The sequence below is a fragment of the Serratia sp. CY31944 genome, from assembly GCF_052169175.1.
Lineage (GTDB): Bacteria > Pseudomonadota > Gammaproteobacteria > Enterobacterales > Enterobacteriaceae > Serratia > Serratia sarumanii.
Genome location: NZ_JBJNLG010000006.1, coordinates 74,462 through 96,023, shown reverse-complemented (window position 1 = coordinate 96,023; position 21,562 = coordinate 74,462). Strand labels below are relative to the sequence as shown.

Genomic DNA, 21,562 nt, shown 5'->3' with positions numbered 1-21,562 from the left:
CGCCCGCGCCAAATAGCGTATAACAAGCCTGCGTTTTCACCCTCAGCAGGGAGCGGGCATGCTCAGACAAACCAATCTTCTGGCGGAAGCCACCGCGCGCCAGATCGTCCAGCGGGCGATGGGCATCATCAGCCATTCCGTCAACGTGATGGACAGCAACGGCGTGATTATCGCCTCCGGCAACCCGCAGCGCCTGTTCCAGCGCCATGAAGGCGCCGTGCTGGCGCTGGCGGAGAACCGGGTGGTGGAAATCGACCGCGCCACCGCCGAACATCTGAAGGGCGTGCGGCCCGGCATCAACCTGCCGTTCAGCTTTCGCAACCAGCGAGTGGGGGTGATCGGCATCTCCGGCGAACCGGCCGAGGTGCGCGCCTACGCCGAGCTGGTGAAGATGGCGGCGGAGATGATGGTGGAGCAGGCGGCGCTGCTGGATCAGCACCAGTGGGAAAAACGCTACCGGGAAGAGCTGGCGAATCAGCTGCTGCAGCCCCAGCCGAACACCGCGTCGCTGGCGGCGATGGCGGCGTATCTGGGATTGGATCTGCGCCAGGCGCGCATCGTGTGGATCGTCGAGTTGCAAGAGGCGCAGCCGCACCTGCTGCGCGAGCTGCTGGCGGAGCTGGAAGCCACCCAGCGCGACGCGTTGATCGCCATTACCGGCTTCAATGAAATGACCCTGCTGCGCCCGGCCTGCATGGTGCAGGGCGAATGGAGCCTGAAGCTGGAGCGCCAACAGGCCCAGCGTTTGCAAAACCAACTCAAACACCGCTTCCGGGTGCGGCTGATCGTCGGCGGTTTTTATGACGATCCGCAAAGCGCCTATCGTTCCAGCCTGACGGCGCGCGCCACTCAGGCGATGGCGCAGCGCCTGAAACTGCGTCACGCCACGCTGTTCTACCACGACTACCCGCTGCCCTCGCTGTTGTGCGATCTGGGGGAGGATTGGCGCGCGCAGGAGCTGGGTCGCCCCTGGCGGACGTTGGGCGAACAGGACGAAAAAGGCGTGCTGCGCGGCACGCTGCGCCACTATTTTTCGCAGAATTGTGATCAGACGCAGACCGCCGCACAGCTGCATATCCACGTCAATACCCTGCGCTATCGCCTGCAGCGTATCGAAGCGATAACCGGCATGAAAATCAACCAATTAACCGACGCTCTGCGGTTATATATCGGCATGCTGATGCACGACTGAGTTGTGCCAACCCACAAATTCCACGCCGTTCCCCCGGCGATTTTTTGTTGTTTCCCCTCAGGCCAACGCCGGGCGCGCGGGATATGTTGGCCTGCACATCAACCACGGAGAAAACAACAATGACAACCGTATCCACTCTGGGGGCGCTGGTGGCGTTAGCCGTCGCCATCGTCCTGATTCTACGCAAGGTGCCGCCGGCTTACGGCATGATCGCCGGCGCGCTGGCGGGCGGGCTGTGCGGCGGCGCCGATCTGGTGCAGACCGTAACGCTGATGATCGGCGGGGCGCAGGGCATCACCAACGCCGTGATGCGCATCCTGGCGGCGGGGGTGCTGGCCGGGGTGCTGATCGAATCCGGCGCGGCGCACACCATCGCCGAAACCATCGTGCGCAAGGTGGGCGAAACCCGCGCGCTGCTGGCGCTGGCGGTGGCTACACTGATCCTGACGGCGGTAGGGGTGTTTATCGACGTGGCGGTGATCACCGTCGCGCCGATCGCGCTGTCGATAGCCCAAAAGGCCGGCATTTCCCGCGCGGCGATCCTGCTGGCGATGATCGGCGGCGGCAAGGCCGGCAACGTGATGTCGCCCAACCCGAACACCATCGCGGCGGCGGACAATTTCCACGTGCCGCTCACCTCGGTGATGATGGCCGGCATCGTGCCGGGGCTGTGCGGCCTGGTGGTGGCCTATCTGCTGGCGCGTCGCCTGAGCGATAAAGGCAGCAAAGTGATGGCCGAAGAGCTGACTCAGCATGCCGAAGGGGCGCGGCCGGGCTTCGCTGCAGCGATCAGCGCGCCGCTGGTGGCGATCCTGCTGCTGTCGCTGCGGCCGATCGCCGGCATCGCCGTCGATCCGCTGATCGCGCTGCCGGCCGGCGGCTTGGCGGGCGCGCTGCTGATGGGGCGCATCCGCCAGTGCAATCAGTTTATGGTCTCCGGCCTGTCGCGCATGGCGCCTGTGGCGATCATGCTGCTCGGCACCGGTACGCTGGCGGGCATTATCGCCAACTCGGCGCTGAAGGATGTCTTGATTAACGGCTTAACGCACACCGGGCTGCCGGCCTGGCTGCTGGCGCCGCTGTCCGGCGCGCTGATGTCGATGGCGACCGCGTCGACCACCGCCGGCACCGCCGTGGCTTCCGGGGTGTTCAGCTCCACGCTGCTTGAGCTGGGCGTGAGCGGGCTGGCCGGCGCAGCGATGATCCATGCGGGCGCCACGGTGCTGGATCATCTGCCGCACGGCAGCTTCTTCCACGCCACCGGCGGCAGCGTCAATATGGCGGTGCACGAGCGGCTGAAGCTGCTGCCGTACGAAACGCTGGTGGGATTCACCATTGCGGCAATCTCGGCGCTGATGTTTGGCGTATTTAACCTGGCGGGATAAGGAACAGTGATGAAAACGCTGAAAAAAGTGGTTATTGCCCCGGATTCTTTCAAAGAGAGCCTCAGCGCGCTCGGCGTCGCCGACGCCATCGAGCGGGGGTTCCGCCAAATTTACCCGCAGGCGCACTACGTGAAGCTGCCGATGGCGGACGGCGGCGAAGGCACGGTGGAGTCGATGGTGGCGGCCACCGGCGGTGAAATCGTCCAGGTGACGGTCACCGGGCCGCTGGGGGAGCCGGTGCAGGGGTTCTATGGCCTGCTGGGCGACGGCGAAACCGCGGTGATTGAAATGGCCGCCGCCTCAGGGCTGCACCTGGCACCGCCCGGCCGGCGCGATCCGCGCATCACCACCAGCTACGGCACCGGCGAACTGATGCTGGCGGCGCTGGAACGCGGCGTGAAGGCGGTCATTCTCGGCATCGGCGGCAGCGCCACCAACGACGGCGGCGCCGGGATGATGCAGGCGCTGGGCGTGAAGTTGCTGGATAAGGCACGCCGGCCGCTGCCGGCAGGCGGAGCGGCGCTGGCGCAGCTGGCGCATCTCGATCTCGCCGGGCTGGATGCGCGTTGGCAACGGGTGAGCGTGACCGCCGCCTGCGACGTCGATAACCCGCTGTGCGGCGAAAAGGGCGCCTCGGCGGTGTTCGGGCCGCAGAAGGGAGCGACGCCGGAGATGGTGGCGCAGCTCGATGCGGCGCTGCATCACTATGGCGAGCTGCTGGAACGGGAAACCGGCCGCGCGGTGCTCACCCAGCCAGGGGCGGGCGCGGCGGGTGGCATGGGGGCGGCGCTGCTCGGCATGCTCAACGCGCGCTTGCGGCCGGGCATCGAGATCGTCACCGAAACCCTGCACCTGGATGAGGCGGTGCGCGATGCCGATCTGGTGATCACCGGGGAAGGCCGGCTGGACAGCCAGTCGATCCACGGCAAAACGCCGATCGGCGTGGCGCGGGTGGCCAAGCGCCACGGCGTGCCGGTGATCGCCATCGCCGGCAGCCTGACGTCGGATTACCAGGTGGTGCATCAACACGGCATCGACGCGGCGTTTTCGGTGCTCGATGGCATCGTGACGCTGGAAGAAGCGCTGGCGGGCGCCGATCGCAATCTGCAGGTGACGGCGCGCAACGTGGCGGCGGTGTGGCGACTGGCGCAAGGGGGAGGCCCACAGGCATAGCCTGTTGCTGTTATCGGTTTCGATGCACGACTTTTCCGTTACAATAGCCGGCATTAATGGCTGCTGACATCCCGACCCAGAACGGAATGCCGGCCGGAAAGGAAATGAGGGGAACTGAGATGAAGCAAGAGAAACACGGCGTATTGCTGGTGAACCTGGGCACGCCAGATGCGCCGACCTCGTCGGCGGTCAAACGCTATCTGAAGGAATTCCTCAGTGACGATCGCGTGGTCGACACGGCGCCGCTGATCTGGTGGCCGATCCTCAACGGCGCGATCTTGCCGATCCGTTCGCCGCGCGTGGCGAAGCTCTATCAGTCGGTGTGGATGGAAGAAGGCTCGCCGCTGCTGGTGTACAGCCGCCGCCAACAGCGGGCGCTGGCGGCGCGCATGCCGAATACGCCGGTGGAGCTGGGCATGAGCTACGGCTCGCCGAGCCTGGCGGAAGCCATCGACAAGCTGCTGGCGCAGGGCGTGACCAACCTGGTGGTGCTGCCGCTCTATCCGCAATATTCCTGTTCCACCAGCGCGGCGGTATGGGATGGCGTAGCGCGGGTGCTGAAAGGCTATCGCCGCTTGCCTTCTGTGGCCTTCATCCGCGATTACGCCGAACACCCGGCCTACATCGCCGCGCTGCAGCAAAGCGTGGAGCGCTCGTTCGCCGAGCATGGCCAGCCGGATCGGTTGGTGCTGTCGTTCCACGGCATCCCCAAACGCTATGCGCGCCTGGGCGACGACTACCCGCAGCGCTGCGAGGACACGCTGCGAGCGCTGAGCGCCACGCTGCCGCTGGCGCCGGAGCGAGTGATGATGACGTACCAATCGCGCTTCGGCCGCGAGCCGTGGCTGACGCCGTACACCGATGAGACCCTGAAGGGGCTGCCGGCGCAGGGCGTGAAGCACATTCAGCTGATTTGCCCGGGTTTCTCGGCGGACTGCCTGGAAACGCTGGAAGAGATCAAGGAGCAGAACCGCGAGATCTTCCTCGAGGCCGGCGGCGAGAAGTTTGAGTATATCTCTGCGTTGAACGACGAGCCGGCGCATATCGATATGATGCAGCAGCTGGTGGCGCAGCGCCTCTAATCATCAATAATCTGTATATTAGAATCATCGTGATCGGGCGGGAATGTGTTAACATTCTCCGCTTGTTAAACCGCCACCACCGCCAATCACATGAAATTTCCTGGTAAACGCAAGTCCAAACACTATTTCCCGGTGAGCGCCCGCGATCCGCTTCTGCAGCAGGCCCAGCCCGAAAGTGAAATCAGCACCTCGTATATCGTCGGCATCGACCAGACGCTGGTGGATATCGAGGCGAAGGTGGACGACGTTTTTGTCCAGCGCTACGGCCTGAGCCTGGGCCACTCTCTGGTGATCGAAGACGACGTCGCCGAGGCGCTGTATCAGGAACTGAATGAAAACAACCTGGTTACCCATCAGTTCGCTGGCGGCACCATCGGCAATACCATGCACAACTATTCGGTGCTGGCGGACGATCGCTCGGTGCTGCTCGGCGTGATGTGCAGCAACGTGAAAATCGGCAGCTACGCCTACCGTTACCTGTGCAATACCTCCAGCCGTACCGATCTCAACTATCTGCAGGGCGTAGACGGCGCCATCGGCCGCTGTTTCACGCTGATTGGCGAAAGCGGCGAGCGCACCTTCGCCATCAACCCGGGCCAAATGAACCAGCTGCGCCCGGAAAGCATTCCTGAAGAGGTGATCGCCGGCGCGTCGGCGCTGGTGCTGAGCTCTTATCTGGTGCGCTGCAAGGAAGGGGAACCGATGAAGGCCGCCACCCTGCAGGCGATCGAATACGCCAAAAAGCACGACGTACCGGTGGTGTTGACGCTGGGCACCAAGTACGTCATTGCCGACAACCCGCAGTGGTGGCGCGACTTCCTGAAGGAAAACGTGACGATTCTGGCGATGAACGAAGACGAAGCGCTGGAGCTGACCGGGTTGAGCGATCCGCTGACCGCCTCGGACATGGCGCTGGAGTGGGTGGATCTGGTGCTGTGCACCGCCGGGCCGAACGGCCTGTATATGGCGGGCTACACCGAAGAGGCCAACAAGCGCCAGACCCAGCACCCGCTGCTGCCGGGTCATATCGCCGAGTTCAACCGCTACGAATTCAGCCGCGCCATGCGCCGTGAACACTGTGAAAATCCGCTGCGCGTTTATTCGCACATCGCACCGTATATGGGCGGGCCGGAGAAGATCATGAACACCAACGGCGCCGGCGACGGCGCGCTGTCGGCGTTGCTGCACGATATCGCCGCCAACGGCTATCACCGCCACAACGTGCCGAACTCCAGCAAGCACGTGCGCAGCTACCTGACTTACTCCTCCCTGGCGCAGGTGTGCAAATACGCCAACCGCGTCAGCTACCAGGTGTTGAACCAGCATTCGCCGCGCCTCACTCGCGGCTTGCCGGAGCGGGAAGACAGCCTGGAAGAGTCTTACTGGGAGCGTTAACCCGCTGAAAAAGAAAAGGTCCGGCATGCCGGACCTTTTTTTGTGCGCGCGTGGCGCTTCAGATCGGGCAGCCGCCCATTTTTTCTTCTTCGCTCAGGGTGTCCAGCTGCAGGATGTTCAGCATGCTGTTGGCGATCTCCCGTTCGCCCATCACCACCTGGTTGGCGCCGCGATCGGTGATGTAGGCCACCTCGTCGTCGTAGTGGGCGCGGGCAATGATCTCGATATTCGGCCGCTTGGCGCGCGCCGAGGCGACGATCTCGCCGGCCTCATAGCCGTTGGGGATGGTCAGCAGCAGCCAGCGCGCGCAGTCGAGCCGCGCCAGATCCATCACTTCCGGATTGGCGGCATTGCCCAGCACCGTCTTGATGCCCTGTTCGCGCAGCGCTTCCACCCGCGGGCGGGAGTTCTCGATCACCACCAGCGGGATGCCCGCTTCGGCCAGTTTGCCGCCCAGCAGGCTGCCGACGCGGCCATAGCCGACCACCAGCGCGTGATTGCACATGTCCACCGGGATTTGCTTCTCTTCTTCCACCGCCTCTTCGAGGATTTGGTCTTCGATGGTTTCGGTCTTGGCCAGATAGCGTTCCAGCAGGGTGAACAACAGCGGATTGAGCATGATGGACAGAATGGCGCCGGCCAGCACCAGATTGCGGCCGTGTTCCGACATCATGCCGAGTGCAATGCCGAGGCCCGCCAGAATAAAGGCGAACTCGCCGATTTGCGCCAGGCTGGCGGAAATGGTCAGCGCGGTGCGCTTGGAGTGACCGAACATTTTCACCAGCAGGAACGCGGCGGCGGATTTGCCGAACACGATGATCGCCAGCGTCGCCAGCACCGCCAGCGGTTCGTTAATCACGATCATCGGATCGAACAGCATGCCGACCGAGACGAAGAACAGCACTGCGAATGCGTCGCGCAGCGGCAGGGTGTCGTGCGCCGCGCGGTGGCTCAGTTCGGACTCGTTCAGCACCATGCCGGCGAAGAAAGCGCCCAGCGCGAAGGAGACGTCGAACAGCTTCACCGCGCCGTAGGCGATGCCGAGTGCCAGCGCCAATACCGCCAGGGTGAACAGCTCGCGCGAGCCGGTGCTGGCGGTTTTTGACAGGATCCACGGCACCAGGCGGCGGCCGACCACGATCATCAGCGCGATAAAGGCGATGACCTTACCGATGGTCAGCGCCAGCTCCATCAGCAGCTGGCTGCTGCTGGCGTTGTCGTTGCCCAGCATGTTGCCGAAGGCCGGTAGCAATACCAGCGTCAGCACCATCGCCAAATCTTCGACGATCAGCCAGCCGATGGCGATTTGCCCGCGCTGGCTGTCGATCAGCTGCCGCTCCTCCAGCGCACGCAGCAGCACCACGGTGCTGGCGGTGGAGAGGCAGAGGCCGAACACCAGGCCGGAGATCAGATCCCAGCCGAGCAGCTTGGACAGCCCCATGCCGAGCAGGGTAGCGACGGCTATTTGCGCTACGGCGCCGGGAATGGCGATAGATTTTACTGCGAGGAGGTCTTTCAAAGAGAAGTGCAGGCCAACACCGAACATCAACAGGATAACGCCGATTTCCGCCAGTTCCGGCGCCAATGAGGTATCGGCGACGAAACCGGGGGTGAACGGGCCGGCGAGCACGCCTGCGGCCAGATACCCCACCAGAGGGGAGATGCGCAGGCGGTTCGCCAGCATGCCGAGGAGGAAGGCGAGTACTAACCCTCCGACGATGGTGGTAATGAGCGGTGTTGAATTATGCATCCATACTCCTTCTGGCTATGCATCGCGGCACGGGAGAAACGCAACAAAGTTACGAAAAGATACATTTAGTTTATTGCATTTGTGCGCGACTTGCTTGGCTAATTTGGCCTTTTTTGTAAAAAGGCAGAGGATTTCACTTAAGGCGCGGCAATGAGGGGGTTTTGTGCCAGATAGAGAAAATAACATTGATTTATCCGTAAGATAACCCGGACGAATAAGTAATTTCATCCGGGCTAGTCGCGGGGTTATTGCGGTTTATGCTCCATATTGGGCAGCAGTGCGGTGATAATGCCGATCAGCGGCAGGAAAGCACAGATTTGGTAGACCAGTTCGATACTGGTCAAATCCGCGACATAACCAAGAACTGCCGCGCCTAATCCGCCCATACCGAAAGCAAAACCGAAGAATAAGCCGGAAACCATGCCCACCTTGCCGGGGATCAGCTCCTGGGCGTAGACCAAAATGGCGGAGAACGCCGAGGCGAGAATAACCCCGATAATCACCGTTAAAATGCCGGTCCAATAGAGCGATGCATAAGGTAAAACAAGGGTAAACGGCGCAGCGCCGAGAATAGAGCCCCAAATAACGTATTTTCGCCCTATCTTGTCGCCGAGAGGCCCGCCGATAATGGTGCCTGCCGCCACCGCGAACAGGAAGGCGAACAGGTGAATTTGCGCATTCTGCACCGAAACGCCGAATTTATGTATCAGATAAAAGGTGTAATAGCTGCTGATGCTGGCCAGATAGAAGTATTTAGAGAAAATCAGCACCAGCAGGATGCCCAGCGAGTAGACTACGGTACGTTTTGGCAGCGCTTTCAGCGTTGATGGGCTTTTCGGCTGCCCTTTAGTTGCCCGGTGCTGATGTTGATACCACTTGCTGACCTGCAGCAACACCACGATCGCCAGCAGCGCCGCCAGCGTGAACCAGGCGACGTTACCCTTGCCGTAAGGCGCGATGATCAGCGCAGCCAGCAGCGGGCCTAGCGAGCTGCCGAAGTTGCCGCCGACCTGGAACAGCGACTGCGCCAGGCCGTGCCGCCCGCCGGAGGCCATGCGCGCCACGCGCGAGGATTCCGGGTGGAACACCGATGAGCCGGTGCCCACCAGCGCCGCCGCCAGCAGCACCAGCGGGAAGGTGCTCGCCACCGACAGCAGCAGCAGGCCGGACAGGGTAAAGCCCATGCCGATCGGCAGCGAATAAGGCTGCGGGTGTTTATCGGTGTAATAACCAATCAGCGGCTGCAGCAGCGAGGCCGTCAGCTGATAGGTCAGGGTGATCATACCGATCTGCACGAAGCTGAGGTGAAAATCGGCTTGCAGGATCGGGTAAATCGCCAGGATCAGCGATTGGATCATATCGTTGAGCAGGTGGGACACGCTGATGGCGCCGAGGATCGAGAAGGCGGTGCCTTTCACCGCACTGCCCTTGGCGGGCGGCATCGCGCTTTGGCTACTGTCGGTCATATTATTATTAGCCTGATAAGTTGTTGAGCACAGAGAAGACATCTTAGGCAGGGTGCGCAATTTTTACCATATCTGAAATAATCAGACTCACATCGCAAAAATTTGAAATCAGCTGTCATTGATTCGCGCTACAATTTCGCCCTCATCATAAAAGCCATTTAATACACGGAGATCCGCCATGCGTTTTTCGCTGAAAACCACCGCATGTGCGTTGGCCGTTTCCCTGACGTTGCTGTCGGGGGCCGCCAGTGCCTGGGAAAAGGATAAGACCTACGCCATCACCATTCTGCATACCAACGACCATCACGGTCACTTCTGGCAGAACGATCATGGCGAATACGGCCTGGGCGCGCAGAAAACGTTGGTGGACGGCATTCGTCAGGAAGTGGCGGCGCAGGGCGGCAGCCTGCTGTTGCTGTCCGGCGGCGATATCAACACCGGCGTGCCGGAATCGGATTTGCAGGACGCCGAGCCGGACTTCCGCGGCATGAACCTGGTGGGTTACGACGCGATGGCGATCGGCAACCACGAATTCGACAACCCGCTGAGCGTGCTGCGGCAGCAGGAAAAATGGGCGACCTTCCCGCTGCTGTCCGCCAATATCTATCAGAAAAGCACCGGCCAGCGCCTGTTCAAGCCTTACGCCTTGTTCGACAAGCAGGGCATCAAGATTGCCGTGATCGGCCTGACGACCGACGACACCGCCAAGATAGGCAACCCGGAGTACTTCACCGACATGGAGTTCCGCGTGCCGGCGCAGGAGGCGAAGCAGGTGGTGGAGCAACTGCGTAAGGACGAGAAGCCGGACGTGATTATCGCCGCCACCCATATGGGGCACTACGACAACGGCGAACACGGCTCGAACGCGCCGGGCGACGTGGAAATGGCGCGCAGCCTGCCGGCCGGGTATCTCGACATGATTGTCGGCGGCCACTCGCAGGATCCGGTGTGCATGGCCGGCGACAACCGCAAACAGGCAGATTACGTGCCGGGCACGCCGTGCTCGCCGGATCGCCAGAACGGCACCTGGATCGTGCAGGCGCACGAGTGGGGCAAATACGTGGGCCGCGCCGACTTCGAATTCCGCAACGGCGAGCTGAAACTGGTGCATTATCAGCTGATCCCGGTAAACCTGAAGAAGAAGGTGGAGAAGGCGGACGGCACCAGCGAGCGGGTGTACTACACCCAGCAGATCGCGGAAGACCCGACCATGATGAAACTGCTGACGCCGTTCCAGGAGAAGGGCAAGGCGCAGTTGGGCGTGAAGATCGGCAGCGTTAACGGCAAGCTGGAGGGCGATCGCAGCAAGGTGCGCTTCGTGCAGACCAACCTGGCGCGGGTGATGCTGGCGGCGCAGAGGGAGCGCGCCGATGCCGACTTCGCGGTGATGAGCGGCGGCGGGGTGCGCGATTCGATTGAAAGCGGCGATATCACCTATAAGAACGTGCTCAAGGTACAGCCGTTCGGCAACACCCTGGTGCATGTCGATATGAAAGGCAGCGAGGTTGAGCAGTACCTGGCGGTGGTGGCCAACATGAAGCCGGATTCCGGCGCCTACGCCCAGTTCGCCAACGTCAGCCTGGTGGCGGACGGCAAGGGCGTCAGCGAGGTGAAGATCAACGGCCAGCCGCTGCAGGCGGATAAAACCTACCGCATGGCGACGCTGAACTTCAACGCGCTGGGCGGCGACGGCTATCCGAAGCTGGACGGGCTGCCGAGCTACGTCAACACCGGCTTTATCGACGCCGAGGTGTTGAAGCAGTACATCGAGAAACATTCACCGCTGGATGCGGCGGCCTACGAGCCGAAGGGCGAGATCGTCTATCGATAAGGGCGTAGCGGAACGGCGTTTCTCGCTTGTCGCGGGGGCGCCGTTCCCGCCGTCGCTTTTTTCCTCCCCATCAACGCTTTCTGTCAGCGTTGCCGTTTTAGACGGCCTCTTACTTTCTTCTCTCCATATACGCCCTCGGCGGGCAGCCCACCATATTCTTGAAAAAAGTGGCGAAGGCGCTGTCGCTGGAAAACGCCAGCCGACCGGCGACGTCGGATTGGCTCAGCCCTGCGGCCAGCATCTCTATTGCTTTGATCAGGCGCCATTGCTGACGCCACTGTTGATAACTGAGGCCGGTTTCACGGCGGAAAATCCGGCTGATGGTTTTCTCGGAAGCGCCGCTGTAGCGCGATAGCTCGTGCAGCGGCGGAAGCATGTCCAGATTGGCCAGATGGCGCAGGCGCCGGTCGCTGGGCAGCGGCAGCAACGTCAGTTCGCGCGGCGCGGCGGCGATCTCGTCCAGGCAGACCGCCAGAATATTGGCGTGAGGCCCATGCTTCCAGTCGGTGTCGAATGCGGCGAACGCGATGCGTTCCAACACCTCGCGCAGCAGCGGCGAGGCTGTCAGTACGGCAAGCTGCGCAGGCAGACAGGCATAGCGATCGGCGTCGAGATAAAGCGAACGGTAACCGACTACGCCGTTGACCTGAACGCGGTGAGCCACTTGCGGCGGGATCCAGGCAACTCTGCCCGGCGGCAGCATACAGATGCTTTGGTTGAGCGTGATACGCATGCTGCCTTGCTGACAGAACAGCAACTGGCCCCTGTCATGCCAATGCGTGCCAGAGTCGTGCTGCGCCAGTTCGGCGGCGATCCCGAGCACGCCGTTGTCGAGCGTATCCGGATTAAAACTGTCCTGCGCCTGAAGCCACGCCATAGTATGTCCGATTTTGTAAATTTATTGTCTTTTATATTGTAATCGGCGCCGGGAGCAGATGCTACCTTGTGCAGCTTATTCTTGGCTACAGGATCTGTTATGCAACGTAAGCTGACTCTGACATTGGCGACGTCGATGATGATGTTTCCCCAGGTGGTGGAGACCATCTACAGCCCGGCATTGACGCACATTGCGCACGGTTTCCGGGTAAGTGCGGAAATGGCGGCGCAAACGCTCTCTTGCTACTTTTTCGCCTTTGCGCTGGGCGTGGTGGTTTGGGGGCGGATGTGCGACGTTATCGGACGCCGTCCCACCATTTTGGCCGGGCTGACGCTCTATCTGCTGGCTTCTATCGTCGCACTGTTCAGCGGCAGCTTCAGCGTGCTGCTGGCGGCGCGGGTGCTGGCCGCCTTTGGCGCGGCGGTCGGTTCGGTCGGGACGCAAACGGCGATTCGCGATCGCTTCGACGGTTATGAGTTGGCGCGGGTGTTCTCGGTGATGGGGATCGCCATGGCGATCAGCCCGGCGGTTGGCGTATTGAGCGGCGCAGTGCTGACTCACTATTGGGGCTATCAGGGGGTGTTTGGCGGTTTGGCGCTGTTGGCGGCGCTGTTGCTGGGCTATGCCGGTTGGCAACTGCCGGAGACGCGTCCGCAACAGGTGGTGAGGCATTCATTTTTCGGCACGCTGGGGCGGATGATCAAGGACGGGGATATTTGGCTCAGTGCGCTGCTGGTGGCGTTGTTCAATATTTGCATGTTCAGCTATTACCAGCTGGCGCCATTCCACTTCTCGGCGTTGGAACTGCCGGCGCAGTGGTTCGGTTATACCGGTTTGGTGTTGGCGGCCGGGGTCGGTATCGGCGCGGCGATCAACAAGTTTTTGATCGGCAAACACTGGCTGTTCCCCGCGTTGCTGATGCTGGCCTGCGTTTTGTCACTGGCCGGCGGCCTGCTGGTACTGCTGCTGGAAGGGAGCTTGTGGTTCGTTCTGCCGATGATGCTGGTGGTGATGGCGTACGGCATCGCCATTCCCAATATTCTGGCGCGCGCGCTGCGGCATTATAAAGACTGCATGGGCACCGCCGGCGCGATCCTTGGCCTGATGTATTACCTGATGCTTGGCGGTGGCTTGGTGCTGGCCGGGCTGTCGCAGCACCTGGGCGCCGTGCTGTCGCTCTGCAGCCTGTGCGTGCTGCTGTTGGCGTGGCGGGTGGTGCACAACGAGCGCCGTTTGGCGTTGCCTGAGAGTGAAAACGCCTGAGTGTTACCGGCTGGCCGGTTCGCTCAGGCGGCCAGCCAGCAACTGGTGAACGCCGGCTATCACCGCCTCGCGCTGCGTGGTGATATACATATGTCCGCCGGCAAAAGTGCGCTGCTGAAAATCGCCTTGCGCGATCCGGCGCCAGTCGAGCAAATCCTGCCGATCGATCAACTCGTCGTTTTCACCATAGAACATCGCCAGCGGGGCGTGGTAACCCGGTTGCGCAGGGAAAAGCAATTGGCTGGACAGCAACAGATCGGCACGGATCAGCGGCAGATAGTAATCGACCAGCGCGCTGTCGCCGATGAGAGACTCATCCAGGCCCTCGCCGGCACAAAGCGCGTTCAGCAAAGCGGCACGAGGCATCCTCAGCAACTGGCTGTGGCGCGCCAGAAAGGGCGATGAACTGGCGGAAATGATCAACTGCAGCGGCGGTTGGGGCAGCGCCATCGCTAACGCCAGAGCAACCCGTCCGCCAAGACTGTGGCCGAAAAAGATCAGCGGTTTATCCTGCAGTGGCTGCAGTGCCGGTATCAGTTGATTGATGAGCGATTGGGGTTGGCAGAGCGGCGCTTCGTGCGCCCGCTCCTCTCGACCGGGGTATTGCACGGCATAGAGTTCGATGTCCTGATGCAACGTGGGGCTCCATCGCTGAAAGGCAGTGGCTCCGGCGCCGGCGTGGGGAAAAGCGATCAGCCGCAGGCTGCCCTGGCGTCCCGGCGTCAGCGGTTTCAGGCCGAGGGGGGCGTTGGGGAAGTGGGTGCAATGCATGGTGAAAATCCGTATTTTCAGGGGTGCCAAGGAAGCCTGAGCTTCCTTGGCGTTAAGGGAATGCACTCAGTTGATGGCGTTCCACAATTCATCGAAGATCGGCGTGAACAGCGTAGATTTAAGATAGTCCGAACCCGATGAACCGCCGGTACCTTTCCGCTGCCCGATCGTCCGCTCCACCAGTTTCACATGGCGGTAACGCCACTCTTGCAGCAGTGAATCCAAATCAAGCAGTTGGTTGAGCAGCAGCGACTCGCAGCCTGAACGCGTCAGCGATTGCCTGATGATGTCGTCGAAGCCTTGCGCCGCCTGATTGGGCTGGTCATTGAGACGCATCAGGTGGCCGCGTATCGCCTGCCATAGGGAAACCGGTTGGATAATAGCCGCCAATCGGCGCTGTGCCTCTTCATCACCTTGATACTGTTGTAGTTTCTTTGGGTTTTCCTTGCCGAGCAGCGCTTCTATGCCGGCAAACTGGTAGGATTGGAAACCGCTGGCGGTGCCGAGATAGCTGCGAAAACGCTGGAATTCATGAAACTTCAGCGTGCAAATCACGGCGATCTGATTCACCACGGTTTGGGTAATGGCATTGACGCGCGTCATCGTTTCGATCGCCGCCGGTATATCTCCTTCTTCGATCAGCGCAATCGCCAGATGAAGCTCATCGATCAACTGCTTGAACCAGAGCTCGTAGGTTTGATGAGTGATGATAAACAAGTTTTCATTGCGGTGTTCCGCAGACGGCGAGGCTGGCTGTTGCAGTGACAGCAGCTGGTTTAGCTGCAGATAGCTGGCGTAATTCATGATGTCACTTTCCCTGTAGAAAACGAAAATAGGACGGGCCGACTGGGAAGGGCATCCCCGCTCAAATCCGGCAGTTGAATGGTCAGAAAATAGTGTCCCGCCGCGGCGTGCGCGGGAACCTGAATCAGCTCGGTCACGGAGGCGTATTTGCGCCCGGAGTGCGGCCTGTCGGGGGCATCAAGCCCCCAAAAACGGCGATGGTTGTCCATGCGTCCGCCGTCGTATAGCCGGTCGATCGACGGAATATCCACCAACAAATGCTGGACGCCGAGTTCGACGATGCGCGCCAGAGCTTGATGGCTGAAGTAGGGCGCGCAGGCTGCGGCGCGGAAATCGCTCGGCGTCTCGACCGCTATCACCAAAGCCTGCAGGTAGTCGCCCGACAACGGCGCCAGCGCGTCATCGAGCGCCGCCTGGGTAATCAGCCAATCTTCAGAGGCAGCGCTGGCGTTATAGCTCTCCGTGGTCCCGTCCGCGCGTTGCGGCCTGACGCGAATCAGGGTGGCGGCGATGAACGGTTCAAGCGGCAAATCCGCCACGTTGTGCGTTTCAGCAAGAATATGGCCGATGCATTCGGTGTGCGTGCCGTGGCAGTGTGGCACCAGGCTGATACGCTCGGCGTTGCAGACCCCGCCATGACGCACGCTGGCGACGGTATCGCCGTAACTCAGCGGCGCCGAATCGGCGGGGGCCACGCCATAAAGGTTGGTCGGGTTATCGGCGAAGTCCAGCCTGGCCGAGAGCCGCAGCGGCTCTCGGTAGTCAAGGTGATGGCAACGTCCATGGTGGTACACCTCAATGCGTTTCATCGGCGACCCCGGCAGTTTTGCTCAAGGCCAGCGCGGTGAGTTCGCGGATCTGGCTGTGCATGATGAATTCGCGGATAGTCAGCGAGACGCCCATCTGTTGACGAATGGCGTGCAGCAGTTGCGGGATCTGCAGTGAATTTCCACCCAGGCTGAAGAAGCTGTCGCAGACGCTGATCTGCGTCTGCGACAAGACTTGTTGCCAGATATGCTGCATGGCGCTTTCCGCCTCGTTGGCCGCAGGCGTGTAGTCCGCTTCGGAAGCCGAGTAGCGGGTTTCCGGCGCCGGTAGCCGACGAATGTCGATTTTATTGTTGTTGGTGAGCGGGAAGGCTGACAGCACCACAAAACCGGACGGGATCATGATATTCGGCAAGCGAGCTTTCAGCGCCGTGCGCACCGCTTTTTCATTCAGCTCCTCTCCCGGCGTTAACTGCAGGTAGCTGACGATGCGGGCCTGCTGGCCTTCACCGACAATTAAGCTGAGCGACCGCTCGATATTGTCGAGAGAGGATAAACTGAGATCGATTTCGCTCAATTCGATGCGGTGGCCGCGAATTTTGACCTGGTGATCGTTCCGGCCGAGGTATTCCAGCTGCCCCTGACGATTAAACCGCACAATGTCGCCGGTGCGGTACATATAGCGCTCGGTGCCGAACGCCTGGCGCCGTAGAAAGACCTTATCGCTCAGCGTCGGGTTGCGCCAATACCCCGGTGATACCCCTGCGCCGCCCAGCCATAGCTCACCAAATGCGCCGCTTGGCATCGGGTTGCCGGCCTGATCCATGACCAGAACGTCAGTCGACTGTATCGGCGTGCCGATACAGTCGCTCGCGCCTTCGTGAGTCAGATCGGCGCAGGTCGACCAGATGGTGGTTTCCGTCGGGCCATACACCTGCAGCACCCGTGTCGCGATGCGTCGCAATTGCGTCAACAAGGCCGCCGGCATCTTCTCGCCGCCGCACAGCACGGTCAGGGGGCGCTGGCCCGCCGCCGGCAGATGGTGGACGATGGTGCTCCAGACGGTAGGTGTCGCTTGAATCACGCTGGGCTGCTGTCGCTCGATAAAGTGATACAACTTGACCGGATCCATGGCGGTTTCTCGTGGACACAGCGTGACGTGCGCGCCGCCGGCCAGCGAGCAGAACAGTTCCAACCCAAAAATATCGAAACTGATGCTGGTCAGGCTGAGCACCTTATCGCTCGCGCTCAGCGCCAGCCGCCCGACGAAGTCGTGGGTGAAATTGTTCAGGTTGCCGTGGGTGATCATCACGCCTTTGGGGTTACCGGTTGAGCCTGAGGTGTACATGATGTAGGCCAGCGTATCGTCGGCTGGGATCGGCAATGTGTCGGCCGCTGCAGGTTGAGAAACCAGCGAGTCGAAACCGACGGCGGGACTGGCCCAACGTTGTTCTGGCTCACCATCGGTCACCAGCAACCGGGCTTGCGCGTTCTCGATCATGTAGCTCACGCGGTCGGCCGGGTAGTGTACGTCAATCGGCACGTAGTGTTTGCCGGCTCTCAGCACGCCGAGCAGGAGTACGGCGACGTGGCAACTTTTCTCCATCATGACGCCGACCGAAAAAGGCTTGCTGTCGATGCGCTGCAATGCATGCGCGATGCGCTCAGACTGCGCCCACAGCTGACGGTAGCTGTACTGTTGCCGTTCGCAGCTGACGGCGAGGCTGTCAGGCTGGGTTTGTGCCAAGCGATCAATTTGCACCAGCAGCGAGTCACCTGAACCTGCGTCCGAGCTGACGGCCAACTGTTGCAGCCAATGTTGCTCCCGTTCGCATAGCGGGTTGAGGGCACGCTGCGCCGTGTTGGCCGGCAGGGTGAGCAGTTGCCGCAGCGTTTGCTGATAGTTGTCCAACAGCATCTGCATGCTGGCGGGATAAAACAGTTCGCTGGCGTAATCGAGTTCGATGGCGACGGCGTCCTGTTCCACACTAAAGTTCCAGGTCATATCGAACATCGAGAAGCCGGACGAAAGCGGCAAGCGATGCAGCGTGCAATCGTGCAGGTTTTGTTGGCATACGTCGCCGGCGTTCTGCAGGATCGCCATGATTTGGAATAACGGATTTTTGTTCGACACCCGCTCGTATTCGATCTGGTGCAAGATCCGGTCGAACGAGAGCTGCTGATGCTGATAGGCGCCGATGCAGGTTTCCATCATGTTACCGATCAGCTCGGCCAGGGTGTCCTGTTCGCTCAGTTGGATACGCAGCGGTACGGTATTGACATGGAAGCCGCTGACCTGCGCCTGATCCAGGTTGTCCCGCGCTGCGATGGCGGTGCCGATGACGATATCCTGCTGCTGGGTATAACGGCTGAGCAGTAAACTTAAAGCCGCGCAGAGCAAGGCGAAAGGCGTGGCGCCCAGCGCTTTGCCCCGTGACGCCAGCAGACCGGCCACGTCGGGCTGCAGCTGATAATGGATGCGTTCTCCGGCGTGTGTCGGCATTAGCGGGCGTGGTTTATCCAGCGGGAAGTCCAGTTCGCGGCAGCCTTGCAGTTGCTGTTGCCAGTAAGCGACATCCGCCGGCGCAGGTGGCGCGATGCCGCTGTTGACGATGTCGATGGTTTGGATCTGCGGTTGCGGCGCGTCAAACCCATTGTGATCGTCGAGCTCGTTATAGCGCTGCCACAGATCGTTAAGGATCAGCTGTTCGCTCCAGGCGTCGGTAATTATGTTGTGTTTTACCCAAATCAAAACATGGTGCTGCTGATGATACTGTACCAGCCGAAGCACCAGCGGCGGCCGAGCGGTGATGTCGAAAGGCGTGGCACACAGTTGGCGCACCCACTTCTCTGCCGACAGCGTTTGGCCTTCCACCCAGTGGTCGGCAAGGCGAATCGGGGTATGCGGTTCTGCCAACTGATAGGCGACACCGTCGGTTTCGGCGAAGCGAGTGCGCAGGCTTTCATGTTTTTCATAGATAAAATTGATCGCCTGTTCAAAGCGCGCCAGATCGAGCGAGCCCTGGATGTCTATCGCCAGCGGCAGGTTGTAGCTGCAGTCGTCAGGATTCAATGCGCTCAGGTACCAGAGCAGGTTCTGCTGAGGGCTGAGCGGCGCGCGGCGTTCGTCGCAGATCGCGATGGCGCGCTCCGCGGCAACGGCCTTATTCTCGATATATTCGGCCAGTTTGCGTACCGTATTATGGCGGAACAGATCGGCGATGCTCAGGTGGCAGCAAAGATCGCGTGCGACGAGCGCGACGATTTTGCTCATTGTCAGCGAGTGTGCGCCCAGGTTGATGAACTCCTGTGTGACGTCGGCTTGCGGACAGCCGATGGCGTTGGCCACGATGCGCTCGAGAATGGCCTCAGTTTCTGTTTCCGGTGGCGTCAGGCGCTCATTTCGTTCATCCAGCGGCCAGTTTTCCAACTGTTGACGGGCGATCTTGCCATTGATGGTCAGCGGCAGCGCCGGCAAGAAAATAAAGACGCTGGGGATCGCGGCGGGGTGGAGCTGTGTGACCAACGCGTGACGCAGCGCGTCGATCGTCAGCTCAGGCGAAGCGGGTTGTACGAAGGCGGCGAGAATTTTGCCCGAGGGCTGGCTGCGAGCCACCACGCAGGCGCTTTCAACCAGGGGGTGACTGCGGACGGCGCTTTCCACTTCACCCATTTCGATGCGTACACCGCGTATCTTCACCTGGTGATCACGGCGGCCGACGAAAATAATGTTGCCCTGTTCGTCCCATTTGGCGATGTCACCGGTTTGATAAAGGCGCTCTTCGGCCGCCATATACGGTAGCCGACAGGTAATGAACTTCTCTGCGCTCAGCGCCTCTTGATGCAGGTAACCGTGCGCCAGGCCGCTGCCGGCGATGCACAGTTCGCCCTCAAAACCGACCGGCAGTGGATTGTGGTGGGGATCAAGGATGTGACAACGGTAGTTTTTCAGCGGTTTGCCAATGCAGTTCCAGGGAACGCCTGGACGATACTCGCACAGCGAAGTGGCAATGGAAGCCTCGGTCGGCCCGTAACCGTTGCACAATCGGGTGCGCTCGGCCCACCAGGTGACGACGTCCGCTGGCGGTGCGTCTCCCATGACGATCATTGTCCGCAGTCCCGGCCACATCTCGCGGGGCAACAATTCCAGAATTGCCGGTGTAATAGTGATATGGCCGATATCGTGTCGAGTCAGATAATCGTGCAGCGCGCCGACATCGGTATGCAGCTCCGAGGGCGCCAGATAAAGCGTCGCACCGCTGACCAACGCGCCATAGACGTCCCAGCCGAAGGCGTCGAAACCCAACGAGGCGATGGCCAGCACGCGACTGCCTTGCGCCAGGCCAATGAAATCGCGGTGGTTTTGCGCCACGTTGCTCAGGCCCTCACGCCCTATCATGACGCCTTTGGGCTTGCCGGTCGTCCCGGAGGTATAGCAGACGTAGGCCAGTGCGTCTCGCGATTGAGGGAGTTGCTCCGCATGGATGTTCAGCGAACGGTAGTCAATGCTTGATGGCGCAATGCACGGCGCGTCGCCGGAGTGCAACGGCGAGTCGGCCAAAATCAGCGCAGGCTGCACGTCGTCAAGAATGCTTTGATTGCGCGCCGCTGGCGCCTGCGGATCGAGCAGTACATAGGTTTTATTGCTTTTCAGTATCCCCAACAGCACGATCAGCAGCGTCGCTGACTTGTCCATCGAGACGGCGACGACCGAGCTGGCGGCTCCGCTGTGTTCAAGCAGCCAACAGGCAAACTGATCCGAGGCGCGATCGATCTCGCCATAGCTGTATATCTGGCCATCGGCATGCAGCGCGGCCTGTTGCGGATGAGCGGCGGCGGCGTGGCGGAACAAAGCGATGACGTCGTGCGCCAGCAGCTTGGCATCGTCGGTTGCGTTGAATTGGCTCAGGCGATGCAACGTTTGAGGTTGAGTAACAATGGGCGCGGCGACGGGATCGGCCGGATCTGCCAATAGCGCGTCAAGATAGTCGGTGAACGCGTTGAAACGCATGTCGTCGCCATACAGGGTAAGCTGAGTGCCGTCACCGCAAGCCGCTACGTCGACCATCGCTCGTGGCTGGGCATAGCGCCCCTGTTTGAGCGCGCCGGTTTCATTAAAGAAGAAATGTTGCAGCTGTGCGGGGGACGTGATGTCCGCCACCGGCAGCGTATGGAAGTCGGCGCCGGGTTGCCAGGTGAGATGGCAGAGATCGCTGCCGCAACGCCCCTGCATCTGATCGCCAAGGCGTTCCATCAGCAATGCGGTCAACTCGCGCATGCGCGTCGGTGATTCGGCATAGTATTTACGCGCCAAACGGTAGGGAGTGTCTTGTGCGTGCGGTAAGCCGCCACGCGAAAGCTCGACCACAATGTCGACAAGCTTTTCCTGCAGCAGGGGAAGTTGGGCGCCTGCGGCCATATCGGACAGCGCGTCGCACAGATAAGCGGTTTGGCCGGCGGAGCAAAAGTACAGAGAAAAGTGTTCTTGGTTTTGCAGGGTATCAATGTCGCTAATATTTTTTTTATTGGTTACGATCGTCAGCAGATTTTTTCCCTGCTGTTGCAGCCGTCGTATTGTTTCAGCGTTATTTTCAGTGGTGATAATAAGATCGAATTTTTCGATTGGACGGCGTTCGAGACTGATAAAACTAACCTGATGGCCGTATTCTTGGATTTCGTCTGTTAATAATTTACCGCAGGCACTGTCGCCGAAATAGCCAATATGAAGTAATTCCATTTTTGCTTCCTGAGAATAATGATTTCCCTTGCGGAATATCAAAGGGTGCTGACTTTTTATGCCGGTTAA

14 protein-coding genes are annotated in these 21,562 nt (G+C 60.7%); 7 read left to right on the top strand and 7 right to left on the bottom strand.

Features of this window, described 5'->3' with window-relative positions:
* The first annotated feature begins 58 nt into the window (after positions 1-58).
* From ACJ8IN_RS09030 to ACJ8IN_RS09010, 5 genes are all read left to right on the top strand, one after another.
* The gene (locus ACJ8IN_RS09030; RefSeq protein WP_039566980.1) at positions 59-1,192 is read left to right on the top strand and encodes a sugar diacid recognition domain-containing protein; all 1,134 of its coding nucleotides are present in this window, start codon (positions 59-61) and stop codon (positions 1,190-1,192) included.
* A 119-nt stretch (positions 1,193-1,311) separates the two neighbouring features.
* Positions 1,312-2,577 (top strand): GntP family permease, encoded by a 1,266-nt coding sequence (locus ACJ8IN_RS09025; protein WP_015376868.1) that lies wholly within the window; start codon positions 1,312-1,314, stop codon positions 2,575-2,577.
* 9 nt (positions 2,578-2,586) lie between these two features.
* Positions 2,587-3,750: a glycerate kinase gene (locus ACJ8IN_RS09020; protein ID WP_308325477.1), complete on the top strand. Its 1,164-nt coding sequence runs from the start codon at positions 2,587-2,589 to the stop codon at positions 3,748-3,750.
* A 119-nt stretch (positions 3,751-3,869) separates the two neighbouring features.
* Complete coding sequence (gene hemH / locus ACJ8IN_RS09015; RefSeq protein WP_033637355.1) at positions 3,870-4,832, top strand: ferrochelatase; 963 nt, start codon at positions 3,870-3,872, stop codon at positions 4,830-4,832.
* 90 nt (positions 4,833-4,922) lie between these two features.
* The gene (locus ACJ8IN_RS09010; RefSeq protein WP_060421981.1) at positions 4,923-6,227 is read left to right on the top strand and encodes an inosine/guanosine kinase; all 1,305 of its coding nucleotides are present in this window, start codon (positions 4,923-4,925) and stop codon (positions 6,225-6,227) included.
* A gap of 58 nt (positions 6,228-6,285) precedes the next feature.
* On the opposite strand, the gene ybaL is transcribed toward ACJ8IN_RS09010, so the two are convergent.
* Positions 6,286-7,977, bottom strand: coding sequence for a YbaL family putative K(+) efflux transporter (gene ybaL / locus ACJ8IN_RS09005; protein ID WP_033637356.1), 1,692 nt, complete (start codon positions 7,975-7,977; stop codon positions 6,286-6,288).
* A gap of 245 nt (positions 7,978-8,222) precedes the next feature.
* A complete protein-coding gene (locus ACJ8IN_RS09000) occupies positions 8,223-9,443 on the bottom strand; it encodes an MFS transporter (protein WP_060421979.1) in 1,221 nt (406 codons plus the stop codon).
* Between the two features lie 178 nt (positions 9,444-9,621).
* Here ACJ8IN_RS09000 and ushA point away from each other — a divergent pair, with 178 nt between their 5' ends.
* Positions 9,622-11,274: a bifunctional UDP-sugar hydrolase/5'-nucleotidase UshA gene (gene ushA, locus ACJ8IN_RS08995; RefSeq protein WP_033647263.1), complete on the top strand. Its 1,653-nt coding sequence runs from the start codon at positions 9,622-9,624 to the stop codon at positions 11,272-11,274.
* A gap of 109 nt (positions 11,275-11,383) precedes the next feature.
* On the opposite strand, the gene ACJ8IN_RS08990 is transcribed toward ushA, so the two are convergent.
* Positions 11,384-12,151, bottom strand: coding sequence for an AraC family transcriptional regulator (locus ACJ8IN_RS08990; protein ID WP_060421973.1), 768 nt, complete (start codon positions 12,149-12,151; stop codon positions 11,384-11,386).
* Between the two features lie 99 nt (positions 12,152-12,250).
* Here ACJ8IN_RS08990 and ACJ8IN_RS08985 point away from each other — a divergent pair, with 99 nt between their 5' ends.
* The gene (locus ACJ8IN_RS08985) at positions 12,251-13,414 is read left to right on the top strand and encodes a multidrug effflux MFS transporter (RefSeq protein ID WP_164141162.1); all 1,164 of its coding nucleotides are present in this window, start codon (positions 12,251-12,253) and stop codon (positions 13,412-13,414) included.
* A gap of 3 nt (positions 13,415-13,417) precedes the next feature.
* Here the strand turns inward: ACJ8IN_RS08985 and ACJ8IN_RS08980 are convergent, their stop codons facing one another.
* From ACJ8IN_RS08980 to ACJ8IN_RS08965, 4 genes are read right to left on the bottom strand one after another with little or no spacing between them, the layout of a single operon-like run.
* Positions 13,418-14,215: a thioesterase II family protein gene (locus tag ACJ8IN_RS08980; RefSeq protein ID WP_308325478.1), complete on the bottom strand. Its 798-nt coding sequence runs from the start codon at positions 14,213-14,215 to the stop codon at positions 13,418-13,420.
* A gap of 36 nt (positions 14,216-14,251) precedes the next feature.
* Positions 14,252-14,989: a tryptophan 2,3-dioxygenase family protein gene (locus tag ACJ8IN_RS08975; RefSeq protein ID WP_033647260.1), complete on the bottom strand. Its 738-nt coding sequence runs from the start codon at positions 14,987-14,989 to the stop codon at positions 14,252-14,254.
* On the bottom strand, positions 14,986-15,798 hold the full coding sequence (locus ACJ8IN_RS08970) for a cyclase family protein (protein WP_033647258.1): 813 nt from the start codon (positions 15,796-15,798) through the stop codon (positions 14,986-14,988). Before ACJ8IN_RS08970 ends, ACJ8IN_RS08975 begins: the two co-directional genes overlap by 4 nt.
* Complete coding sequence (locus ACJ8IN_RS08965; RefSeq protein ID WP_308325479.1) at positions 15,785-21,493, bottom strand: non-ribosomal peptide synthetase; 5,709 nt, start codon at positions 21,491-21,493, stop codon at positions 15,785-15,787. Before ACJ8IN_RS08965 ends, ACJ8IN_RS08970 begins: the two co-directional genes overlap by 14 nt.
* Positions 21,494-21,562: the final 69 nt, after the last annotated feature.

Excerpts from the sequence above, each read along its gene's own strand:
- ACJ8IN_RS09030 (WP_039566980.1), top strand. The coding sequence starts at position 59 with ATGCTCAGACAAACCAATCTTCTGGCGGAAGCCACCGCGCGCCAGATC.
- ACJ8IN_RS09025 (WP_015376868.1), top strand. The coding sequence starts at position 1,312 with ATGACAACCGTATCCACTCTGGGGGCGCTGGTGGCGTTAGCCGTCGCC.
- ACJ8IN_RS09020 (WP_308325477.1), top strand. The coding sequence starts at position 2,587 with ATGAAAACGCTGAAAAAAGTGGTTATTGCCCCGGATTCTTTCAAAGAG.
- hemH (WP_033637355.1), top strand. The coding sequence starts at position 3,870 with ATGAAGCAAGAGAAACACGGCGTATTGCTGGTGAACCTGGGCACGCCA.
- ACJ8IN_RS09010 (WP_060421981.1), top strand. The coding sequence starts at position 4,923 with ATGAAATTTCCTGGTAAACGCAAGTCCAAACACTATTTCCCGGTGAGC.
- ybaL (WP_033637356.1), bottom strand. The coding sequence starts at position 7,977 with ATGCATAATTCAACACCGCTCATTACCACCATCGTCGGAGGGTTAGTA.
- ACJ8IN_RS09000 (WP_060421979.1), bottom strand. The coding sequence starts at position 9,443 with ATGACCGACAGTAGCCAAAGCGCGATGCCGCCCGCCAAGGGCAGTGCG.
- ushA (WP_033647263.1), top strand. The coding sequence starts at position 9,622 with ATGCGTTTTTCGCTGAAAACCACCGCATGTGCGTTGGCCGTTTCCCTG.
- ACJ8IN_RS08990 (WP_060421973.1), bottom strand. The coding sequence starts at position 12,151 with ATGGCGTGGCTTCAGGCGCAGGACAGTTTTAATCCGGATACGCTCGAC.
- ACJ8IN_RS08985 (WP_164141162.1), top strand. The coding sequence starts at position 12,251 with ATGCAACGTAAGCTGACTCTGACATTGGCGACGTCGATGATGATGTTT.
- ACJ8IN_RS08975 (WP_033647260.1), bottom strand. The coding sequence starts at position 14,989 with ATGAATTACGCCAGCTATCTGCAGCTAAACCAGCTGCTGTCACTGCAA.
- ACJ8IN_RS08970 (WP_033647258.1), bottom strand. The coding sequence starts at position 15,798 with ATGAAACGCATTGAGGTGTACCACCATGGACGTTGCCATCACCTTGAC.
- ACJ8IN_RS08965 (WP_308325479.1), bottom strand. The coding sequence starts at position 21,493 with ATGGAATTACTTCATATTGGCTATTTCGGCGACAGTGCCTGCGGTAAA.